18 protein-coding genes and 2 tRNA genes are annotated in these 18,528 nt (G+C 63.6%); 11 read left to right on the top strand and 9 right to left on the bottom strand.

All coding sequences use genetic code 11. The annotated features are described in order from the left end of the window. Positions 1–697: 697 nt before the first annotated feature. A complete protein-coding gene (ppk1, locus tag NCR93_RS09470; protein WP_175982589.1) occupies positions 698–2,761 on the bottom strand; it encodes a polyphosphate kinase 1 in 2,064 nt (687 codons plus the stop codon). A gap of 253 nt (positions 2,762–3,014) precedes the next feature. On the opposite strand from ppk1, the gene ppx reads away from it, so the two are divergent. Further along, complete coding sequence (gene ppx, locus NCR93_RS09465) at positions 3,015–4,526, top strand: exopolyphosphatase (RefSeq protein WP_008342024.1); 1,512 nt, start codon at positions 3,015–3,017, stop codon at positions 4,524–4,526. A 64-nt stretch (positions 4,527–4,590) separates the two neighbouring features. Here the strand turns inward: ppx and NCR93_RS09460 are convergent, their stop codons facing one another. Further along, positions 4,591–5,415: a GNAT family N-acetyltransferase gene (locus NCR93_RS09460; protein WP_008342022.1), complete on the bottom strand. Its 825-nt coding sequence runs from the start codon at positions 5,413–5,415 to the stop codon at positions 4,591–4,593. 121 nt (positions 5,416–5,536) lie between these two features. After that, the gene (locus NCR93_RS09455) at positions 5,537–6,004 is read right to left on the bottom strand and encodes a SixA phosphatase family protein (protein WP_034474269.1); all 468 of its coding nucleotides are present in this window, start codon (positions 6,002–6,004) and stop codon (positions 5,537–5,539) included. 106 nt (positions 6,005–6,110) lie between these two features. On the opposite strand from NCR93_RS09455, the gene NCR93_RS09450 reads away from it, so the two are divergent. The 3 genes from NCR93_RS09450 to NCR93_RS09440 all read left to right on the top strand — a co-directional run bounded on the left by NCR93_RS09450 (position 6,111) and on the right by NCR93_RS09440 (position 6,839). Continuing rightward, a tRNA-Pro gene (locus tag NCR93_RS09450) sits at positions 6,111–6,187 on the top strand. 71 nt (positions 6,188–6,258) lie between these two features. Beyond that, a complete protein-coding gene (locus NCR93_RS09445) occupies positions 6,259–6,429 on the top strand; it encodes a hypothetical protein (protein ID WP_167561874.1) in 171 nt (56 codons plus the stop codon). Between the two features lie 146 nt (positions 6,430–6,575). After that, a complete protein-coding gene (locus NCR93_RS09440) occupies positions 6,576–6,839 on the top strand; it encodes a hypothetical protein (protein ID WP_235366331.1) in 264 nt (87 codons plus the stop codon). A 6-nt stretch (positions 6,840–6,845) separates the two neighbouring features. Here the strand turns inward: NCR93_RS09440 and NCR93_RS09435 are convergent, their stop codons facing one another. The 3 genes from NCR93_RS09435 to NCR93_RS09425 form a co-directional block, all read right to left on the bottom strand. Beyond that, a complete protein-coding gene (locus tag NCR93_RS09435) occupies positions 6,846–7,166 on the bottom strand; it encodes a hypothetical protein (RefSeq protein ID WP_175982542.1) in 321 nt (106 codons plus the stop codon). 28 nt (positions 7,167–7,194) lie between these two features. Next, entirely contained in the window at positions 7,195–7,887 is a 693-nt protein-coding gene (locus NCR93_RS09430) for a peptidoglycan DD-metalloendopeptidase family protein (RefSeq protein WP_175982541.1), read from the bottom strand. A 111-nt stretch (positions 7,888–7,998) separates the two neighbouring features. Then, a complete protein-coding gene (locus NCR93_RS09425) occupies positions 7,999–8,901 on the bottom strand; it encodes an aldose epimerase family protein (RefSeq protein ID WP_175982540.1) in 903 nt (300 codons plus the stop codon). A gap of 570 nt (positions 8,902–9,471) precedes the next feature. On the opposite strand from NCR93_RS09425, the gene NCR93_RS09420 reads away from it, so the two are divergent. The 3 genes from NCR93_RS09420 to NCR93_RS09410 all read left to right on the top strand — a co-directional run bounded on the left by NCR93_RS09420 (position 9,472) and on the right by NCR93_RS09410 (position 11,239). After that, on the top strand, positions 9,472–10,302 hold the full coding sequence (locus NCR93_RS09420) for an undecaprenyl-diphosphate phosphatase (protein WP_175982539.1): 831 nt from the start codon (positions 9,472–9,474) through the stop codon (positions 10,300–10,302). Positions 10,303–10,420: 118 nt separating this feature from the next. Beyond that, positions 10,421–10,497: transfer RNA gene (locus tag NCR93_RS09415), tRNA-Arg, on the top strand. Positions 10,498–10,783: 286 nt separating this feature from the next. Further along, positions 10,784–11,239: a response regulator gene (locus NCR93_RS09410; RefSeq protein ID WP_063828766.1), complete on the top strand. Its 456-nt coding sequence runs from the start codon at positions 10,784–10,786 to the stop codon at positions 11,237–11,239. Here the strand turns inward: NCR93_RS09410 and NCR93_RS09405 are convergent. Further along, positions 11,139–12,431, bottom strand: a complete 1,293-nt coding sequence (locus NCR93_RS09405; protein ID WP_175982538.1) for a cyanate transporter — start codon at positions 12,429–12,431, stop codon at positions 11,139–11,141. The genes NCR93_RS09410 and NCR93_RS09405 overlap by 101 nt on opposite strands. A gap of 141 nt (positions 12,432–12,572) precedes the next feature. On the opposite strand from NCR93_RS09405, the gene NCR93_RS09400 reads away from it, so the two are divergent. Then, positions 12,573–13,274 carry a GntR family transcriptional regulator gene (locus NCR93_RS09400; RefSeq protein ID WP_239295557.1) on the top strand — a complete coding sequence of 234 codons (702 nt, stop codon included), beginning with the start codon at positions 12,573–12,575 and terminating at the stop codon, positions 13,272–13,274. Positions 13,275–13,343: 69 nt separating this feature from the next. Here NCR93_RS09400 and NCR93_RS09395 read toward each other — a convergent pair whose 3' ends face one another. Continuing rightward, positions 13,344–14,915 (bottom strand): acid phosphatase, encoded by a 1,572-nt coding sequence (locus tag NCR93_RS09395; RefSeq protein ID WP_008342003.1) that lies wholly within the window; start codon positions 14,913–14,915, stop codon positions 13,344–13,346. 246 nt (positions 14,916–15,161) lie between these two features. Here NCR93_RS09395 and NCR93_RS09390 point away from each other — a divergent pair, with 246 nt between their 5' ends. From NCR93_RS09390 to NCR93_RS09380, 3 genes are all read left to right on the top strand, one after another. Next, positions 15,162–16,505 (top strand): cytochrome-c peroxidase, encoded by a 1,344-nt coding sequence (locus tag NCR93_RS09390; RefSeq protein WP_175982536.1) that lies wholly within the window; start codon positions 15,162–15,164, stop codon positions 16,503–16,505. A 100-nt stretch (positions 16,506–16,605) separates the two neighbouring features. Continuing rightward, positions 16,606–17,004, top strand: coding sequence for an RT0821/Lpp0805 family surface protein (locus NCR93_RS09385; protein WP_008342001.1), 399 nt, complete (start codon positions 16,606–16,608; stop codon positions 17,002–17,004). Positions 17,005–17,023: 19 nt separating this feature from the next. Next, positions 17,024–17,473: an NUDIX hydrolase gene (locus NCR93_RS09380; protein WP_175982535.1), complete on the top strand. Its 450-nt coding sequence runs from the start codon at positions 17,024–17,026 to the stop codon at positions 17,471–17,473. Positions 17,474–17,482: 9 nt separating this feature from the next. Here the strand turns inward: NCR93_RS09380 and NCR93_RS09375 are convergent, their stop codons facing one another. Beyond that, the gene (locus NCR93_RS09375) at positions 17,483–18,457 is read right to left on the bottom strand and encodes a transporter substrate-binding domain-containing protein (RefSeq protein WP_008341999.1); all 975 of its coding nucleotides are present in this window, start codon (positions 18,455–18,457) and stop codon (positions 17,483–17,485) included. Between the last annotated feature and the right edge of the window lie 71 nt (positions 18,458–18,528).

Here is an 18,528-nt window from a genome sequence, read left to right as displayed (position 1 = left end):
GCTACCGCTTCGAGCGAACGGGAGAGATCAGCTTCCGGACGCCAGATTCAATATACAAGTAACCAAAGAAAGCAGCTTTTCAGGCCCGCGGTCACACGCAATTTGGGTAGTCCTCTCGTCACAGGCGGCACTCGCCTAAAGAGTGCCCTCAAACACCTAATCGGGCTTGGCTCGCGCACGGTCTGCCGCCCGAAGGTGTTGAGGACACTGGTTCAGCACGAAATAGCATCGGCCCAGCGCTACGCGCTGCCGCCGGGTCTACAAGGGAAACCAACGATTCGCTGGCGCAACGCGATTGAAGCGTTAGCGAGAAAGCGCGCGCGGACCCGCTTCACCCGTCGGCCGCGAAGCGGGCTGGAGCTATTTGGTGCTGAACCAGTTGGCTGTGTGGTGCGATGTGGCAGACCGTACGCGAGCCAAGCCCGGTGATTGTGATGAGGGCACTCGTTAGGCGAGTGCCACCTAGGACGAGAGAACTACCCAAATTGCGCGTGACCGCGGGCGTATCAGTAGCTGCTTTCTTTGGTTACTTTCTTTGCAGCAGCAAAGAAAGTGACTGCCGCCCCGCACAGGGGCAGTGCTAATAGACCGACACGAACGCAGGATTCCACGAAAGCGGAAGCGAACAAGCACAAAGCCCGACGCGAATACCGAATCCAGCGAAGAAGAAAACACGCACGAAAAAGGGCAAAAAACATCAAGAACAAAACTTAGCCAGCAACCCTAACTGCGCGTTGCGAATAGACTTACCCGGACGGCGCTTCCGATAATGCCCATCGCTCTGCATGACCCAAGCCGATTGATTATCGCCAAGACAAACCGATAACCCTTCAGCAATAACCCGCCGCTTCAACCGCCTATCGCGAATTGGAAACGCCACTTCCACACGACGAAAGAAGTTGCGATCCATCCAGTCAGCGCTCGACAAAAACACATCTTCCCTGCCATTCGCATAGAAGTAAAAAATCCGATGATGCTCGAGAAAGCGCCCGACGATTGACCGAACCGTAATGTTCTCCGAAAGATCCTCGACGCCGGGCTTCAACGAACAAACCCCGCGCACGATCAGATCGATCTTCACGCCCGCATGCGAAGCCTCGTAAAGCGCGGCAATAACCGTAGGCTCGAGCAGGGCATTCATCTTCGCGACGATGCGCGCACGCCGTCCCGCCCGCGCATGCTCGGCCTCGGCGCGGATCGCATCGATCAGCTTCGCATGCAGCGTGAAAGGCGATTGCCATAACTGATGCAGCGGAATCTCTCCGCCAATGCCCGTCAGTTGCTGAAAGACGTGATGCACGTCCTCGCACATTTCCTGATCGGAAGTCATCAGACCGAAGTCGGTATAAAGACGCGCCGTGCGCGGATGATAGTTGCCCGTGCCCAAATGGGCATAACGCTTCAACACGAACTTGCCGCCTTGCGACACGCGCCGCACGATCAGCATCATCTTCGCGTGGCACTTATGGCCGACGACGCCATACACCACATGCGCGCCAACCGCTTCGAGCTGCGACGCCCAATTGATGTTCGTCTCTTCATCGAAGCGCGCGAGCAGTTCCACGACGACCGTCACTTCCTTGCCATTGCGCGCGGCCTGCATCAGCGCATCCATGAGCGGCGAATCGGTGCCCGTGCGATAAATCGTCTGTTTGATCGCGACGACCTGCGGATCCTTCGCGGCCTGAAGCAGCAGCTCCAGCACCGGCTGAAAACTCTCGTACGGATGATGCAAAAGGATATCGCCCTGATCGATCGCATCGAAAAGATTCGACGTGTTCACGATCGCCTTCGGCACCGACGGAATATGCGGCACGAACTTGAGATCGGGTCGATCGACCATCTCGGGCAACTGCATGAGCCGCACGAGATTCACCGGCCCGTTCACGCGATACAGATCGCGTTCGCTCAGCTGACCTTCGTCGAGCAGACGCCGCACGAGATGCGGCGGCGTTTCCGCCGACACTTCGAGACGCACCGCGTTGCCCAGATGCCGCGCCGGCAATTCGCCCTGCAGCGCGACGCGCAGATTGGTGATTTCGTCCTCATCGACGAAAAGCTCGCTGTTGCGCGTGATGCGAAACTGATTGCAACTGCGCACGACGAGATGCGGAAACAGCTCGTTCACGAAGTGCTGCATGAACGAACTCAGCAGCACGAAACCATGCGGATAGCCCGACAGCGCTTCGGGCATGCGAACGAGCCGCGGCAGCGCGCGCGGCGCCTGCACGATGCCCATCATCGCCTGACGGCCGAAGGCATCGGTGCCTTCCAGCTCGACGACGAAGTTCAGGCTCTTGTTCAGCACGCGCGGAAACGGATGCGCGGGATCGAGCCCGATAGGCGTCAGGACGGGGAGCAGTTCGTTGTAGAAGTAGTCGCGCGCCCATCCGGTCTGCTGTTCCGTCCAGTCCTCCGCGCCGTGAAAATAGATGCCTTCCATTTCGAGCGCCGGCAGCACGATGTCATGCAGCATCGAATATTGCTGGCGCACGAGCCGTTGCGCGCGCTCGGAGACGAGGTCGTAGACGTGCTGCAGCGACATGCCATCCGGCGAGAGCGAGCCGGGGTTGTCGCGCATCTGCTCTTGCAGACCCGCCATACGGACTTCGAAGAATTCGTCGAGATTGCTGCTGGTGATGCAGATGAAACGCAGGCGTTCCAACAGGGGAACCGTCGTATCGGCGGCTTGCGCGAGGACGCGCTCGTTGAAACCTAGTATGCCCAGTTCGCGGTTGAAGAGCGGATAGCGTATGGACATCGGAGGGAGGGAAGGTGTCTCGATCAGATGGGCAAGGGAACTCTCGGATGCTCTCACAGTATGATGTATTTTTTATGACATAACGGATGTCACAAATTCTACTCACATTGCGGATAGCGTTGCCAGCGCAAACGCGCGGTTCCGAACGGGACGGCAAGGCCCGCTCGCCAACCCGGCATAGAATAGAATTCGTGCGCTGCAGCAGCGCCGCTGTGACAGTGCTTCCCCCCACTTCACGATTTCTGGATATCCGATGGTCACACATCCCCATCTACTTGCCGCGGTCGACCTCGGATCGAACAGTTTCCGGTTGATCGTCGGACGGGTCGAGGAAACGCCCGCCGGCAGCCAGATCTATCAGGTCGACGCGCTGCGCGAGCCCGTACGTCTCGGCGGCGGCCTCTCCAAGGACAAGATGCTCGACCGCGCATCGCAGGTGCGCGGCTGGGACGCGCTGAAGCGCTTCGGCGAACGTCTGCGCGATTTCCATCCCGACCAGGTGCGCGCCGTCGCCACCAACACGCTGCGCGTCGCGAAAAACGCGCCCGACTTTCTCGCCGAGGCGGAAGCCGCGCTCGGGTTTCCGATCGAAGTCATCGCCGGGCGCGAGGAAGCGCGCCTCATCTACGCGGGCGCCGCGCATTCGGTGCCGGCGAGCGCGGGCAAGCGGCTCGTGGTCGATATCGGCGGCGGCTCGACGGAATTCATCATCGGATCGCATTACACGCCGATCCACATGGAAAGCCTCTATATCGGCTGCGTGAGCCATAGCCGCCAGTTTTTCCCGGCCGGCAACGTCGACGAATACACGATGCGGCAGGCCGAACTCGCCGCCAAACGCGAGATCCAGATCATTTCGAGCGAATACAAGGGCACCGGCTGGGATCAGGCGATCGGCTCGTCGGGCACGGCGCGCGCGCTCGCGGAACTGATCGAGGCGAACGGCTTCAACGACGAAGGCATCACGCACGGCATCTCGCGCGGCGGGCTGGAGAAGCTCAAGCGCGCGCTCATCAAGGCCGAGAACGTGAACCGGCTGAAGCTCGTCGCGTTGAAGCCCGATCGCGTGCCGGTGCTGGCGGGCGGGCTGTCGATCATGCTCGGCGTGTTCGAGGAACTGGGCATCGACTATGCCGATACGACCGATGCCGCGCTGCGCCTCGGCGTGCTCTACGACCTGCTCGGACGCTCGCAGCATCAGGACATGCGGACGGTGACGGTCGAAGGCTTCAAGCGCCGTTATGGCGTCGATGCCGCGCAGGCGGAGCGCATCGGCGAACTGGCGATCAGCTTCTACGACCAGCTCGGCGAACCCGACGAAGACGTGCGCGAGGAGAACCGCATGTTCCTCGCGTGGGCCGCGTCGCTGCACGAGATCGGACTGTCGATCGCGCACAGTGCGTATCACAAGCATTCGGCGTATATCGCGAGCAACGCCGACATGCCGGGGTTTTCCCGCACCGATCAGGCGCGTCTCGCCGCGCTCGTGCTCGGCCACGCCGGCAAGCTCGGCAAGCTCGCGCAGGCGCGCGACGTCGAATGGACGCTGCTGTTTTGCCTGCGGCTCGCCGCGCTGCTGTCGCGCCGGCGCACGGATGTCGGGCTGCCCGGCATCGAAGTGAGGCAGGCGAGTGGCGGTTTCGAAGTGCATCTGCCGAACGAGTGGGTGGCGAACAATCCGCTCACCGACTACAGCCTCGTTCAGGAAGCGATGGAATGGGAGAAGATCGGGCGGCCGTATCGCGTGGTCTATACGGGCGACTGATTTTCGCGTCGTGAGAAAAGCGAAGGCCCCGTCGAGTCGACGGGGCCTTTTGCGTTTCAGGGCTTCAACGTCCCTGCATGTCGCCGATGAAATGCCGCGCGTAACGAGCGTTGATATCGGACAGACGGAAGAGCGTGAGGAAGTCGGCGGTGTTGAAATCCGGATCCCACGCCGGCGCGCCGCAAATCCTCGCGCCGAGCCGCAGATAACCCTTCACGAGCGGCGGCGGGCTCACGTTCGCGCCGGTGCGCAACTCCTCGACGGGCAGCGGCGTGTGCGGGAACGCGCGGTACTCAGGGGCGGTGAGCGCATCGGCGGGTAGCGACGTGTAGAGATTCGCGGCGTAATGACCGCCGTCGATCATGCCGACGCTCGCGCAGCCGAGCATCGTCTCATAGCCGTTTTGCATCATGTACGCGGCGAGGCCGCCCCACAGCGACATGATCACCGCGCCGTTGCGATAATCCGGATGCACGCACGAGCGTCCTACTTCGACGAGCTTCGGGCGCAGGTGCGTGAGGCGCGACACGTCGAATTCGCTTTCAGCGTAGAGACGCCCGATGCGCGCCGCCTGATGCGGCGGCAGCACGCGATACGTGCCCACGACCTGCAGCGTGTCGAGATCGCGCACGAGCAGGTGATCGCAATAGGCGTCGAAGGCGTCGACGTCGAGCCCTGCGGGGCCGGACAGACGCGCGCCCATTTCCTCCGAGAACACGCGAAAGCGCAGGCGCTGCGCGTCGCGCAGGGCGTCGTCGTCGCGCGCCCACGCGACTTGCAGGCGCTCGCGGCCCGTGTTCGTTTCCGACGTGCGCGGAAGGTGGCGGCGCGAATCGAGCGAGAGCGATGACGCTCCGAGTTGCAGGAAAGGCGTCGGCAGTTCTTGCATTGGCGTTCCTCGACAGGACGTTGCTGTGGCTTCAAGTCCTCGCCAATGTAGTAATGCACGGTGACGCTCGCATGGCATCGCAATGACGTTTCGATGAAACGACATCCGCATGAACGCGGGCTTACGACGCCTGAAGCAGGTCCGGATTGATGACCGCGCGCAGCACGCTTTGCCCGTCGCCGCCGCGCGTGCGCGACTGGAGCCACCAGATGCCCGACTTCTTGATCGACCAATCCGCTTCGTGGCCCGTCATGAGGAGCGCGGCCACCCGGCCGAGCGTCGGCTGATGCCCGATGACGACGACCGTCTCCGCAATGCCGTCCGGCCAGCCCGCCGCATCGAGCACGGCCTGCGCGCCGTTGCCGGGCGCGAGCGCGTCGACGACGCGATAGCGGTCGCCGAAGGCTTCGGCCGTCTGGATCGTGCGCGTCGCGGGACTGGCGAGCAGCACGGCGTCATCGTCGATGCGCGCCTTCAGCCACTTCGCGATGCCTTGCGCCTGTTTGCGCCCGCGCGGCGTGAGCTGCCGCGCGAGATCGCTCGACGCCTGATCTTCTGCTTCGGCGTGTCGCCAGAGAATGAGGTTCATCGATTGTCTCCGGATGATGAGGTTCGCTTTCGGATGCAGCAGAAAGTTGCGTGCCTGAGTTCGGCATTGCGGACGCGGGTCAGGCACGCTACAATCTGCGGCTCGTCGGAGCGTAGCGCAGCCTGGTAGCGCATCTGATTTGGGATCAGAGGGTCGAAGGTTCGAATCCTTTCGCTCCGACCACGATACACGAAGGGGTTACAAGTTACGGCTTGTAACCCCTTTGTCTTTTCTACGCTCTTCCAGGAGTCTCAATGCGCGCTGTTTCCGCGTTCGCTTGCGCCGTTTTCTTCACGCTCGGTCTCGCCGCCTGTGCGGAGTCTGGCCATCAAAAGCACGAACCGAAAGATCCGCCCGACTACAAGGGCGTGCCGACGGACATGACGCCGCCGTCGATGATCTCCGATCCTGCCAAGCCTCAGTAAGCCCCGCAAAGACGAAGCCCCGATGCGGGCGCACCGGGGCTTCTGACCCGCGCCAACCGTTCGCGCGGAGATACGGCACGGGCTGCCGCCAGTCTAGGAATTCGAGCGCGTCACGGCTGTATGCGCTTGTTTCCGTGCGTAACGGGATGCAAGGCGCGCCTCGTGCAGGGATGCAAGAAACCGTAATGCGTAACTCTTTCCGTTTCGGCGATTTCGGCGGGATTCATCCAACGAAACTTTTGCCGCTCGGGTATCATCGCCCGAACTTGTTGCAAAATGTATCTGTCATGGATCTGCTCTGGATTTTTGCTGCTGTCGCGCCGCTCGCCGTCGCTTCGCTCGTGGCGTTTGCCGCGCATATCGATCCGTTGTCGGGGCATTGGCGCACGTGGGCGCCGAAAGACCGCTGACGGGCGTTACTGCTTGCAGCGGATCACCATCGAACGGTTCTTGATGTTCGCGCCGAAGATCCCGCCCACCGTGCCGCCTGCGGTCGCGCCGTTGTCGGCATCCTTCGAAATCACGTCGTAACCATACGCGCCGCACGTTTCACCCGCCTGCTTGTAGCAGGCCGCCCAGCTCGTCGCCGCGTCGCCGCCGCTGCAGTTGATCGCGAAGCCCGTGTCGCCCGAAGGCAGATAGGTCATCGTCGGGCCGCTCGCGCAGCCGGCCAGCGCGCCGGTGAGCGCGAGAGCCGCGCCGAGCGCGGCAGTGTTCATCCTCATCGTCAATCTCATCGATCTTCCTTAAAGCGGCCGCCGGCTGTCAGCGCGGCGGCAGATAGCGCGCCGGGTCCGTCGAGCGGCCCATGTAGCGCACTTCGAAATGCAGCATGGTGCGATTGCTGTCGGTGTCGCCCATTTCGGCGATTTGCTGGCCCTGCTGCACGGTCTGGCCTTCCTTCACCAGAAGCACGCGATTGTGGGCGTAGGCGGTCAGATAATCGTCGTCATGCTTGACGATCAGCATGTTGCCGTAGCCGCGCAGACCGTTGCCGGCGTAGACGACATTGCCGCTCGCGGCGGCGACGACGGGCGTGCCCGCCGCATTGGCGATGTCGATGCCCTTCGAGTTCTTGCCGTCGAAGCTGCGAACGACGCTGCCCTGCGCCGGCCACACGAGCGTGACGCCCGGTCCGGCCTTGCTCTGCGAGGACGCCTGCGCGCCGGCTTCGCTCTTCGCGCTGCCCGTTGCCGCCGCACCCGATGAATCCGCGGTGCTCGCGCTGCCCGCAGGCGGCGCGATGCGCAGCACCTGTCCGACCTCGATGGCGTCGGGATTCGCGAGCCCGTTCCAGCGCTTGATGTTCGCGATCGTCGTGCGATTCTCGCGCGCGATTTTGGAAACCGTGTCTCCACGCTCTACACGATAGAAACCCGGCGCGACCGGCCCCGTTCCACAAGCGGCCAACACTGCGATGAGCGATGCGCAGACGAGCCGTCGAATTATTTTTTGCAAACCTGACCTCGCAAAGCATCGCCGCCAGCAGTGCGAGCACAGCCGCGCGGCGAATCGAAAGGCAGGATTTTACCGTCTCGGGTTTCCCCGGACAGAATGACGCCGCTTCGCCTACGCCTGCTCGCCGACGACGAGCCGCAGCGAAGCCGTCTCCGTCTTGCCCGGCGCGAGCCAGCGCAGGCCGCGCCCGTTGTGGATGGCATCGGGCAGGCCGATCCACGGTTCGACGCAATAGAAGTCCGATGCATCGGATTCGGTCCAGGTCGTGACCGCGTACCACGGCACGGAATCGGGCTGCTGCAACTCGAAGGCGATCGTGCGCTTCAGGCCCGGCAGATTCAACAGCACCGGTTCGTCGGACTGCCGCGTGAGGCAATGAAACGTATCGACGATGCCCGGATCGGCGAGCGAATAACGCGGCAGGCCGGGCTCGGCTTCGGTGATCGAGCCGTCCGGAAGCTGACGGCGCCGTTCGGTGTGCGGCAGCGCGACGCTGCTCTCGCCGCGCTGGCCGTGCGGCAGATGAAAATAGAAGTGATGCCCGGCGTAGTAGGGCAGCGCGACCTCGCCCGGATTCGACGTCGTCAGCTCGACTTCGAGCGTATGGCCGTCGACGATGCGGTACGCCGCCTCGAAGCGGAACGCGAACGGATAGCCGTCGCGGGTTGCGTCGCTGTCGACGAGCGTCATGCGCAGGCCGTGGCCGTCGGCGTCGCGCGTGTGGGAAAAGGGCAGGTTGCGCGCGAAGCCGTGCGTCGGCAGCGCATGCACGATGCCTTCCGGATCGCGCCACTTGCCGATTTCGCCATCGACGAAATGCCGTCCGAGAAACGGAAAGAGCAGCGGATTGCCGCCGCGGATCTTCGCGGGATTGGACCAGTCGGCGGCGTCGGGCCAGTGCACGACGGGCTTGCCGCCGACGCGCCAGGTCATGAGGCGTCCGCCCGCGTGCGGCGCGAGCTCGATGGCGGCGCCGTCGCGCTCGATTTCGATGATGTCGGATTCCGGTGACATGATGGCAGGCGCTCCGTTGGATGGCGAGACGCCGCGCACGCTCCTGAGCGACGCGGCTTAACCCGACGATTCTGCCTTGGAATTCTGTCCGGAAAAACCCTTTGCGGGAAATTGCGACTAAGCAAGGCTTATGCAATATGTTGTTATATGCTCCCTGTGTTGGGAATCAGACGGACAAGGAGTAACCATGGATCTGGCGATGGTAATGGGCGTCGCGATGTTCGGGCTCTTCGGGGCAAGCACGGCGCTTTTCCTCTACAAGCTGAAGGCCTGACGGGCGATCGCCGAATTGCGAGTCCGCGTGCCGTTCGGAGGCGCGCTCGCTTTCGTATTGCCTGTCATCGACTTTCGATAATGCTTCGTTTTGCCGACGATTGACTGTCGGCGCAATTTGTGTGCGGTAAGCGCTTGGCGCTCGATTTAGCCGACGGCATAATCGGTCCCGTTTGCGCGCCGTATCGACTCATCCTTCCTGTTCCACATTCCCTGTCCGGCATCTTTGGCTTCGCGTGACGCGAGGAATGGAACTGCACGGCGCGTCCTCCACCTTCCCCGAAAAAGGACCGACGCGTGACTTTGTGGTTTCTCGTTTTCTTAAGCGTGCTCCAGGGCGTAACCGAGCTCTTTCCTGTCAGCAGCCTCGGGCACACGCTCCTCGTTCCCGGCCTGATCGGCATGCACATCGACAAGCACGCGCCGCAACTGCTGCCGTTTCTCGTCGCGCTGCATCTGGGCACGGCCGTCGCGCTGCTCTGGTATTTCCGTGAACGCTGGATCGCGCTGATCCGCGGCTTCCTCGCGTCGCTCGGCGGACGCAAGAACGACGATGGGCACATGATGTGGGCGCTCATCATCGGCACGATTCCGACGGGCATCGTCGGCTTGCTGCTCGAGAAGCGGCTCGAGGCCATCTTTCACGATCTGCGGATCGTCGCGGCGGCGCTGATCGTCAACGGCGTGCTGCTGTGGCTCGGTGACCGTCTGCAGCGAAGCCGCGCGACGCGGGCGCCGGAAAAGCTCACGTTCAGGCAGGCGTTTCTGGTCGGGCTCGCGCAGATCGGCGCGCTGATTCCGGGCTTTTCGCGCAGCGGCCTGACGATGATCGCGGGCGTGGGCGCGGGTCTCACGGCTGAAGCGGCGGCGGAATTCTCGTTCCTGCTCGGCACGCCGATCATCTTCGCGGCGGGCGTGCTCGAATTGCCGAAGCTCTTTCACGCGCCGGGACAACTCGCCGATTCGGTGCTGGGCGGGGTGCTGACGGGCATCGCGGCGTATCTGAGCGTGCGCTTCCTGATGCGCTACTTCGAAGGCCACGGCAAGCTCGCGTCGTTCGGCGTGTATTGCGTGATCGCGGGAATCTTCTTCCTCGGCTGGTTCATGATGCATCCGCAGCCGATGTGACGAGCCGGGACAAGGGCAGCGGCGAATGAGGTAAAATCGCGATCTCTTCTGATTGGCGGCGGCTTTCGCGGTTGTCTCGCGTCTTACTCGCGTTGCTTCCGCCGCCCGCTCCGGTTCTCCGCCCTTAGCTCAGCTGGATAGAGCAACGGCCTTCTAAGCCGTAGGTCACACGTTCGAGTCGTGTAGGGCGGGCCAAACGGCCTGCACACAGGCAAAAGCCCAGTCTTCCTTCGGCTGGGCTTTTTGCTTTGCGCTCCGCGCAAAGCAAGCAGCGAGGCGCCATCGCCTGGCCCGCTTCCTGCCCGTCCTTCCCCCGCGTGCGCGCCCGATCCCCGCAACTCCGCGCCACATAACGCTTCACAAATTTAACCATCTCGTACAAGCAGACGTGCCGCCCATCGACGGTGCGCCGATGCGTCATCGTGGCGCGCGGTGCGCCACAACGGTGACGGTGCGTACCGCATCGTCGAAAGAGGGTGACTTGAACAATCGAGCATACGAAACCAGCCCGGCGCAATGCTCGCTATGGAATCGCAAGAAGCTGCGCCTGCAACCGGAATCGCGCCGCGTGCTGCTCGCGCTGCCGGAACGCGTGCTCGGCGCGTCGCTTGCGTCGCTGTTCGAGCTGAAGGGCTTTCCGGCGCAACTTGCGGCGGATGTGTCATCGGCCAGAAACATCGTCGAGCAATGGCGTCCGCATGTGCTTTTTCTCGATACGCGCATCGGAGGTTCCGGCAACTACGCGCTGGTGCGGGCGCTGCGCGAAGCCGATGACGACGCCACTCGCCTCATCATCGCGATGAGCGGTTTTCTGCCCGAAGAGCCGATCGCGCATCTCAAGGAAGCGGGTTACGACGGGCATTGCCGCCGTCCGTGTCCCGTATGGCAGATGACCGATCTGCTCGACGAGTTCTTCGCCTGTCACGCGGTTCGCTGACCCGCGCGGACCGCATCGCGCGCGCATACCCGCGCGGGACGAACACGACGTCGAGCGCGATCATCGCGACGAGGCTCGCGGCGAGCATCATCCACGACATCGAGAAGCCGCCGCTCACGTCGCGCACGATGCCCGCGACGACCGGCGCAATCGCCGCGATCACGAACCCCACGCCCTGCACGAACGCGACGAGCCGCGCGGCCAACGCGGGATCGTCGGCGTGATCGAGCGTCAGCACGAGCGAAAGGGCGAACACACCGCCAAGGCCCGCGCCGAGCAACGCGACGACGGCGAGCGGCGCGGCAAGCGGCGCCACTAGCAACAGCGCGAACCCCGCGAGCTGCGCGGCGAGGCCGAGCGCGATCCACGGACGACGATCCCTGCCGCGTCCGAAACGCGCCGCCGCCATCGGCAACAGCAGCGCGGACGACGCCTGGAACGCCGTGAGCATCGCCAGCAGCGCGCCGCTTTCGGTCACGCCGCGGCCGAGTTGCTGGTAATACGCGGGCATCCACGCGACGAGGCTCGTATAGCCGCCATTGACGAGCCCGAAGAAAATCCCGAGCGTCCACGCGCGACGATTGAGAAAGAGCGACGGCGCGGGCTTCGCGCGGCCCGTCGATGCGACGCGCGGCAACGCATCGGCGCGCATCAGCATCATCCAAGCCGCGAGCGCGATCAGCGCGGGAACAGCCCAGAACGCGAGTCCAGCCTGCCACGTCACGCGCGATGCGACCGCCGGCGTAATGCTCGCGCCGAGCCCGCCGCCCGCCATGATCGATGCGGAATAGAGGCCCATCGCGAAGGGCAGGCGCGCGGGAAAGCGCGTCTTCATCACGCCCGGCAAGAGCGCCTGAATGACGGCGACGCCCGTGCCCGCGATGGCCGCGCTCGCGACGAGCGCCACCGCGTTCCCCGCGACGAGGCGCGCCGCGCACGCCGCGACGATCGCGATGAGCCCGAGCGCCACGCCGCGCGCATTGCCGAGCGAGCGTGACAGCGCGCTCGCGCCGAACGCGCACACGCCCATCGCGACGACGGGCAAGCCGGTCAGCATCGACGCCCCGCGAAACGACAGTCCTGTCGCGTGCAAGATCACGCCCATCAGCGGGCTGACGGACGTGAGCAGCGGCCGCAGATTCAGGCCGATCGCGACGATCACCGCGAGCCACGCGACGTTCGATGCTTTCATGTGACGGTTCCTCGGAGCGAAATGGTTGACCATTCTCTCTATTTTTGGTCAACCAAAAATACGACGGAGCGAATAGGGCGCATTCGTACGCGGCGGTGCGCGCTCGCTACAATGCGATTCATCGCAAGCACGGCGGGCATCATGGCATCACGCAAGGACACTTCATCGAAGGACATTTCCGCGGACGAGCGCGTCTACGCGGCAATCGCGTCCGCGCTTTTGCAGGGCAAGCTCGCGCCCGGCGCGCAGCTCGTCGAGCGCGAGCTCGCCGCAGCCTTCGAGTGCACGCGCGGCACGATCCGCAAGGTGCTCGCGCGCCTCGGCGCGGAAGGCAAGCTCACGCTCGAAGCGAATCGCGGCGCGTTCGTGCCGTCGCCGACCGTCGACGACATCCGCGAGGTTTATCGCGCGCGGCAAGTGGTGGAGGCGGGCATCGTCGCATCGCTGTGCGGCGCGTTGAGCGTGAAGGCGTTGCGTGCGTTGCGCGCTCACGTCAAGGCCGAACAGCGCGCGCTGAAAGCGGGGAGCGTCGCGGAATGCGTGCGTCTCGCGGGCCACTTTCATGTGCTCCTCGCGGAACTCGCGGGCGCGCCGGAAGTGGAGGCGTTTCTCGCGAGGCTCGTCGCGAAGACCGAGCTCTACAAGGCGCTTTTCGATCCATCGAAGCTGTCGAACTGCTCATCCGATGAACACGCGCAACTCATCGACGCCCTCGAACAGGGCGATCTCGATGCCGCGCTAACTGCGATGCGTACGCACATCGACGAACTGGAAGCGCGCGTTCTCGCGCAAGCGGGCGCGTCGCGCACGAGCGATCTGGCGACGATCTTCGCGCTCGCGTGATCGTCGGCAAAATGAAAGGGCCGCGGCTTCGAAAGCCGCGGCCCTTTCATTGTTGCGTGCGCGCGATGCTTACTGCGAGAAGTCGAGCGCGTTGGTCAGATCGCCCATCTTTGGCGCGCCGTTCGCCACCAGCGCGGCGTCGCGCGAGGCGAGGCCCGGCAGCGTCGGCAGGTTGAAGCGCTTCGTGATGAAGCGAAGGATCGACGTGGTGTCGTACTGCGTGTGATCGACGAAGCCCTTCTTCGCGTACGGCGAAATGATGAGCGCCGGAATGCGCGTGCCCGGACCCCAGCGATCGCCCTTCGGCGGCGCGACGTGATCCCAGAAGCCGCCGTTTTCGTCATACGTCACGACGACGACCATGTTCTTCCACTGCGGGCTCTTCTGCAGATGCGAGATCAGATCGGCGATGTGCTGGTCGCCCTGCGCGACGTCCGTGTAACCGGCGTGCTCGTTCAGGTTGCCCTGCGGCTTGTAGAACGCGACTTGCGGCAGCGTGCCCGCGTCGATCGCCTTGATGAACTCCGAACCGTTCGTGCCGCCGTCGAGCAAGTGTTGCGCGCGGTTCGCCGTACCGGGCGCGAGATCGGCGAAGTAGTTGAACGGCTGATGATGCGTCTGGAAGTCAGGCACGACGTTGACCGCGCCGTTGATGACCGAGCGGTTCGCGAGCGCCGCCGCCCACGAGCCGCCGTACCACGCCCAACTCACGCCCGCGCTGTTCAGCAGATCGCCGATGTGCTGCTGCGTCTGCGGCGGCAGCGTGTTGGCCTTGGTCGCATCGCCGAGCGCCGGATCGACTCCCGCGGGCGCCGGGTTGCCGCTCGGCTGATACGGCGGCTGCATCGTGTTGACGGCGTAGAAGTCGGGCGTGAGCGTGCCCGAGTTCACGAACTGCGCGTCCGCCGAGCCGGTGAGCGCCGAAGGCGGCGGATTCGTCTTGAGCTTCAGCGACACGCCATCGGCATTCACGGCCGAAATCGAGCCGGCCGCGACGCTCTTGTCCGCGTTCGGATAGATCGGCGTGCAGGCGCAGACGAGCCACTGGTGATTCAGGAACGAGCCGCCGAACGCGCCCATGAAGAAGTTGTCCGCGAGCGTGTATTGCTGCGCGATCTTGTAGAGGGGCAGCTTGTCCGGCGGCGTGTCGTAGTGACCCATCACGAGCGCGCCCGAATCGCCCCACGCGGCGAACTTGTCGTTCTTGCCGCCGTCGATCTGCATCTGATTCTCGTAGAAGCGGTGATACAGATCGCGCGTCGTGACGTTGAGCTGGATGTTGAAGCCCTTCGGATCGTCGATGGCGAACGGCGCGTTCGGCAGATTCGTCGTCATCGCCGCGGTGATCGCGGGCGTCACGCCCGTCGCCGTCAGGCCGGTCCAGATCGTCGGCAATGTCGGCAGAACGCTGCCGTCGCGGTCGAGTTGCTGCGCGCTCGCCGCCGTCACGTTCTGCAGGCCGTTCGCGCCGGGGAAATGCCCGTACAGATTGTCGAAGCTGCGATTTTCCGCGTAGATCACGACGACGTTCTTCACCGAAGAAATATCGCTGCTGTCGTGATGGTCGTCGCCACCGCATGCGTAGAGGCCGAATGCGGCAGTGGCCACGATCGGCACCGCGCAAACGAGTTTCTTGTTCATTGAGGATCTCTCTTGTGTTGGGGACCGGCGCACGGCGCGGCTTCATCGTCGAATGAGTCTTTGCTCGCCGGCGTGCGCAGTGTCGCAACGCAAATTGACGCAACCATGTAATAACGCTTTCGTTTGCGTAATGTTTGCTTAATAAATTTCGCGTAGATGGTTCGATGTGAAAGCGTCGAGGCTTGTCACATGAAAGACACGCAGACGACATACGCTTCGGCATCTTTCGATTCCGCCTCCTACGCCATGTCTTCGATGCGCCTGCCGTTCGTCCTGTGTTCCATCGCGCTTGCCGCGTTTTCGGCGGCGATGAGCGGCTGCGATTCGCACGCGGCGAACGTCGCGGCCAAGACGGTGAATGCGGCCAACGCGGACAACTCGGCGCCGCACGGTCAATCGCGCGCGGAAGTATTCGCGCATGTGAAGCAGATCACCTCGCTCGGCGAGAAGCTTTTCTTCGATCCGTCGCTGTCCGGGTCGGGCAAGCTCGCGTGCGCGTCGTGCCATAGCCCGAGTCATGCGTTCGGGCCGCCGAATGCGCTGTCCGTGCAGCTCGGCGGCAACGACATGCATCAGGCGGGCTTTCGCGCGGTGCCGTCGCTCAGGTACTTGCAGTCGGTGCCTGCCTTCACGCGTCACTTCCACGATTCCGACGATGAAGGCGACGAAAGCGTCGATGCCGGTCCGACCGGCGGCCTGACGTGGGACGGCCGCGTCGATCGCGGATCGGATCAGGCGCGCATCCCGATTCTGTCGTCGTTCGAAATGGGCAGCACGCCGGGCAAGGTCGTCGCGGCGGTGAAGGCGTCGTCCTATGCCGATGATTTCCGCCGCGCGTTCGGCGCCGATGTCTTCGCAAGCGACGACAAGGCGTTCGCGTCGGTGCTGGAATCGCTCGAAGCGTTCGAGCAATCGCCCGACAAGTTCTATCCGTACACGAGCAAGTACGACGCGTTCCTCGCCGGCCGCGCGAAGCTCAACGACGCCGAAATGCACGGCCTGCAACTCTTCAACGACGAGAACAAGGGCAATTGCGCGTCGTGCCACATCAGCCAGCGCGCGAAGGACGGCTCGCCGCCGCAGTTCAGCGACTTCGGCCTGATCGCGATCGGCGTGCCGCGCAACCGCGCCTTGCCGATCAACAAGAATCCGAATTTCCACGATCTCGGCGCATGCGGTCCCGAGCGTCGCGACCTGAAGGGCATGGGCGAGTATTGCGGGATCTTCCGCACGCCGTCGCTGCGCAACGTCGCGACGCGCAAGACCTTCTTCCATAACGGCATCTATCATCGTCTGGAAGACGTGGTGCGTTTCTATGTCGAGCGCGACACGAATCCGGAAAAGTTCTATCCGGTGTCGAAGAACGGCGCCGTGCAGAAGTTCGACGACCTGCCGAAGAAGTACTGGGAGAACGTCAACACCGAGCCGCCGTTCGATCGCAAGAAAGGCGACAAACCCGCGCTCGACGAAGCCGAGATCAAGGACGTCGTCGCGTTCCTCGGCACGCTCACCGACGGCTACGATCCGGCGAGGGACAAGGACTCGCAAAAGGGCATCGGCATCAACGAAATGAAGTCCGCGCAAAACTGAGACAGCGCGGGCGGCGCGGCCCGCGCCTCATGCTATTCTCGTTGCAGCCGACGGCCGGCGCGGTCATCGGCGAAACACCAATGCAACGAGGAGAAACTTCATGCCGATACGAGATCGAGCGTTCGCTCACGCCTCTCTCCGGACGATCGCGGCAGCCGCGCTCGTCGCCGTGAGCGCGACCGCATCCGCCGCCAATCTCGGCTTCCTGAACAACACGCCGATCACCTACATGAAGCAGCGCGACCTGCAGGCGCTCAACAAGGCCGCGCAGATCGCGCTCAACACGAAGCAGGACGGCGAATCGCTCGACTGGAACAACGAGGGCACGGGCAACACGGTCCCGATCAACGGAACGGTGACGCCGCAGGAAACCTTCGAATCCGGCGGCCTCAAATGCCGCAAGGTCACGCTCGTCGCGCACGCGAAGGGACAGACGCAAACCTGGATCCCGACCGCATGCAAGCAGAGCGACGGCACGTGGAAACTCAAGAAGCAGTGACGAACCGGGCAAGCGATCGATGACCGCGCGCACCGTATCGTGCGGCGTGGTCATCCTCAACGAACAGGGCGACGTGCTGCTCTGTCACGCGACCGAAACCACGCACTGGGACGTGCCCAAGGGCGCCGCCGATCCGGGCGAAAGCCCGCGCGAGGCGGCGTTGCGCGAGCTCGTCGAGGAGACGGGCATCGTGCTGCCCGCTGAACGTCTGAAGGATCTCGGGCGCTTCGTCTATCGCCGCGACAAGGATCTGCATCTGTTCGCGGTGCGCGTTTCCGCCGAGGAAGTGCAGCTTGAAAATTGCGTGTGCGAATCGTTTTTCCCGCGCTACAGCGACGGCACCATGATTCCGGAGATGGATGCGTATCGCTGGGTCAGTCCGGCGGATGTCGATCAGTTCGCGAGCCGCAGTCTCGCGCGGCTCTTTCAGACCACGCTCTTGCTCGCCGAACTGCACGAGACGCTTTGACCGGCGCGATCAGTCGATCGTGCGGTCGTTGGGATTGGCGAAGAGCGCCTTCATTTCCGGCGACATCGGGAATTGCAGGTTGATGCCGTCGGGCGGAATCGGGCGCATGAACCACGTCTCGTAGAGCTTCGTGGCTTCGCCCGAGCGCTGCATGCCGGCGATCACGTCGTCGACGATGCGCTTGAACACCGGGTCGCCCTTTCTCATCATGCAGCCGTACGCTTCGTTCGCGAGCGGCGCGCCCGTCACCGTGTATTCATTGCGCGCCGCGCCTTCCTGCGCGATCTTGCCGTAGAGAAGCGGATCGTCCATCACGAACGCGACCGCGCGATCCGACTTCAGCGCGGCGAACGCCTCCGCATGATCGCGCGCGCTGATGATGCGCAGGTTCAGCTTCCTGTCGATGCTCATCTGCCGCAGCATGCGCTCGTCCGACGTGCCCGCCGTCGTCACGACCGTCCTGTTCGCGAGATCGTCGTAATCGCGGATGCCCGACTTCTTCTTCACGGCCATGCGGATGCCGTACTGAAAAAAGCTGTTCGAGAACGCGACGAGCGGATCGCGATCGGCCACATGCGCGGTCGAGCCGCATTCCAGATCGACCTGATTGTTCACGACATAAGAGATGCGGTTCGCCGACGTGACCATCACGTTCTTGACCGCGAGGTTCGGCATCTTGAGGCGCTTCCTGATGTCGTCGACGACCTTCAGTGCGATGTCGTACGAGTAGCCCACTGGCTGCTGCTTCACCGTGTACGAAAACGGCACCGACGATTCGCGCGTGCCCAGCACGATCGCGCCGTTCTCGGCGATCTTGCGCAGCGTCGCCGACGGCGGCATCTGATCGACGCTGGCTTGGGCCGTCGCCAGTTCGGCGCTCGTGGCGGCACCCGCGCCGGCGGATGCGAACAGCAGCACGGAGGCGAGGGCGGCGCTTCGTTGGGCCCGTGTGCGGCGCGGCGCGAAGGAATGCGACTGCTTCATGTTCTCCTCGTTGGAAGCGGCGTATGGCCGGGCCGCCAGACACGACGAGGGCGCCGCGCGGCGCCCTCGTT

Origin of the sequence: Caballeronia sp. ATUFL_F1_KS39, from assembly GCF_023630985.1 — a bacterium.
Lineage (GTDB): Bacteria > Pseudomonadota > Gammaproteobacteria > Burkholderiales > Burkholderiaceae > Caballeronia > Caballeronia zhejiangensis.
The sequence above is the reverse complement of the archived record's forward strand: the minus strand, read 5'-3'. Positions and strand labels throughout refer to the sequence as shown.

Coding starts and splice junctions, on each gene's coding strand:
- ppk1 (WP_175982589.1), bottom strand. CDS start 2,761: ATGTCCATACGCTATCCGCTCTTCAACCGCGAACTGGGCATACTAGGT.
- ppx (WP_008342024.1), top strand. CDS start 3,015: ATGGTCACACATCCCCATCTACTTGCCGCGGTCGACCTCGGATCGAAC.
- NCR93_RS09460 (WP_008342022.1), bottom strand. CDS start 5,415: ATGCAAGAACTGCCGACGCCTTTCCTGCAACTCGGAGCGTCATCGCTC.
- NCR93_RS09455 (WP_034474269.1), bottom strand. CDS start 6,004: ATGAACCTCATTCTCTGGCGACACGCCGAAGCAGAAGATCAGGCGTCG.
- NCR93_RS09445 (WP_167561874.1), top strand. CDS start 6,259: ATGCGCGCTGTTTCCGCGTTCGCTTGCGCCGTTTTCTTCACGCTCGGT.
- NCR93_RS09440 (WP_235366331.1), top strand. CDS start 6,576: ATGCAAGGCGCGCCTCGTGCAGGGATGCAAGAAACCGTAATGCGTAAC.
- NCR93_RS09435 (WP_175982542.1), bottom strand. CDS start 7,166: ATGAGATTGACGATGAGGATGAACACTGCCGCGCTCGGCGCGGCTCTC.
- NCR93_RS09425 (WP_175982540.1), bottom strand. CDS start 8,901: ATGTCACCGGAATCCGACATCATCGAAATCGAGCGCGACGGCGCCGCC.
- NCR93_RS09405 (WP_175982538.1), bottom strand. CDS start 12,431: ATGAAAGCATCGAACGTCGCGTGGCTCGCGGTGATCGTCGCGATCGGC.
- NCR93_RS09400 (WP_239295557.1), top strand. CDS start 12,573: ATGGCATCACGCAAGGACACTTCATCGAAGGACATTTCCGCGGACGAG.
- NCR93_RS09395 (WP_008342003.1), bottom strand. CDS start 14,915: ATGAACAAGAAACTCGTTTGCGCGGTGCCGATCGTGGCCACTGCCGCA.
- NCR93_RS09390 (WP_175982536.1), top strand. CDS start 15,162: ATGTCTTCGATGCGCCTGCCGTTCGTCCTGTGTTCCATCGCGCTTGCC.
- NCR93_RS09385 (WP_008342001.1), top strand. CDS start 16,606: ATGCCGATACGAGATCGAGCGTTCGCTCACGCCTCTCTCCGGACGATC.
- NCR93_RS09380 (WP_175982535.1), top strand. CDS start 17,024: ATGACCGCGCGCACCGTATCGTGCGGCGTGGTCATCCTCAACGAACAG.
- NCR93_RS09375 (WP_008341999.1), bottom strand. CDS start 18,457: ATGAAGCAGTCGCATTCCTTCGCGCCGCGCCGCACACGGGCCCAACGA.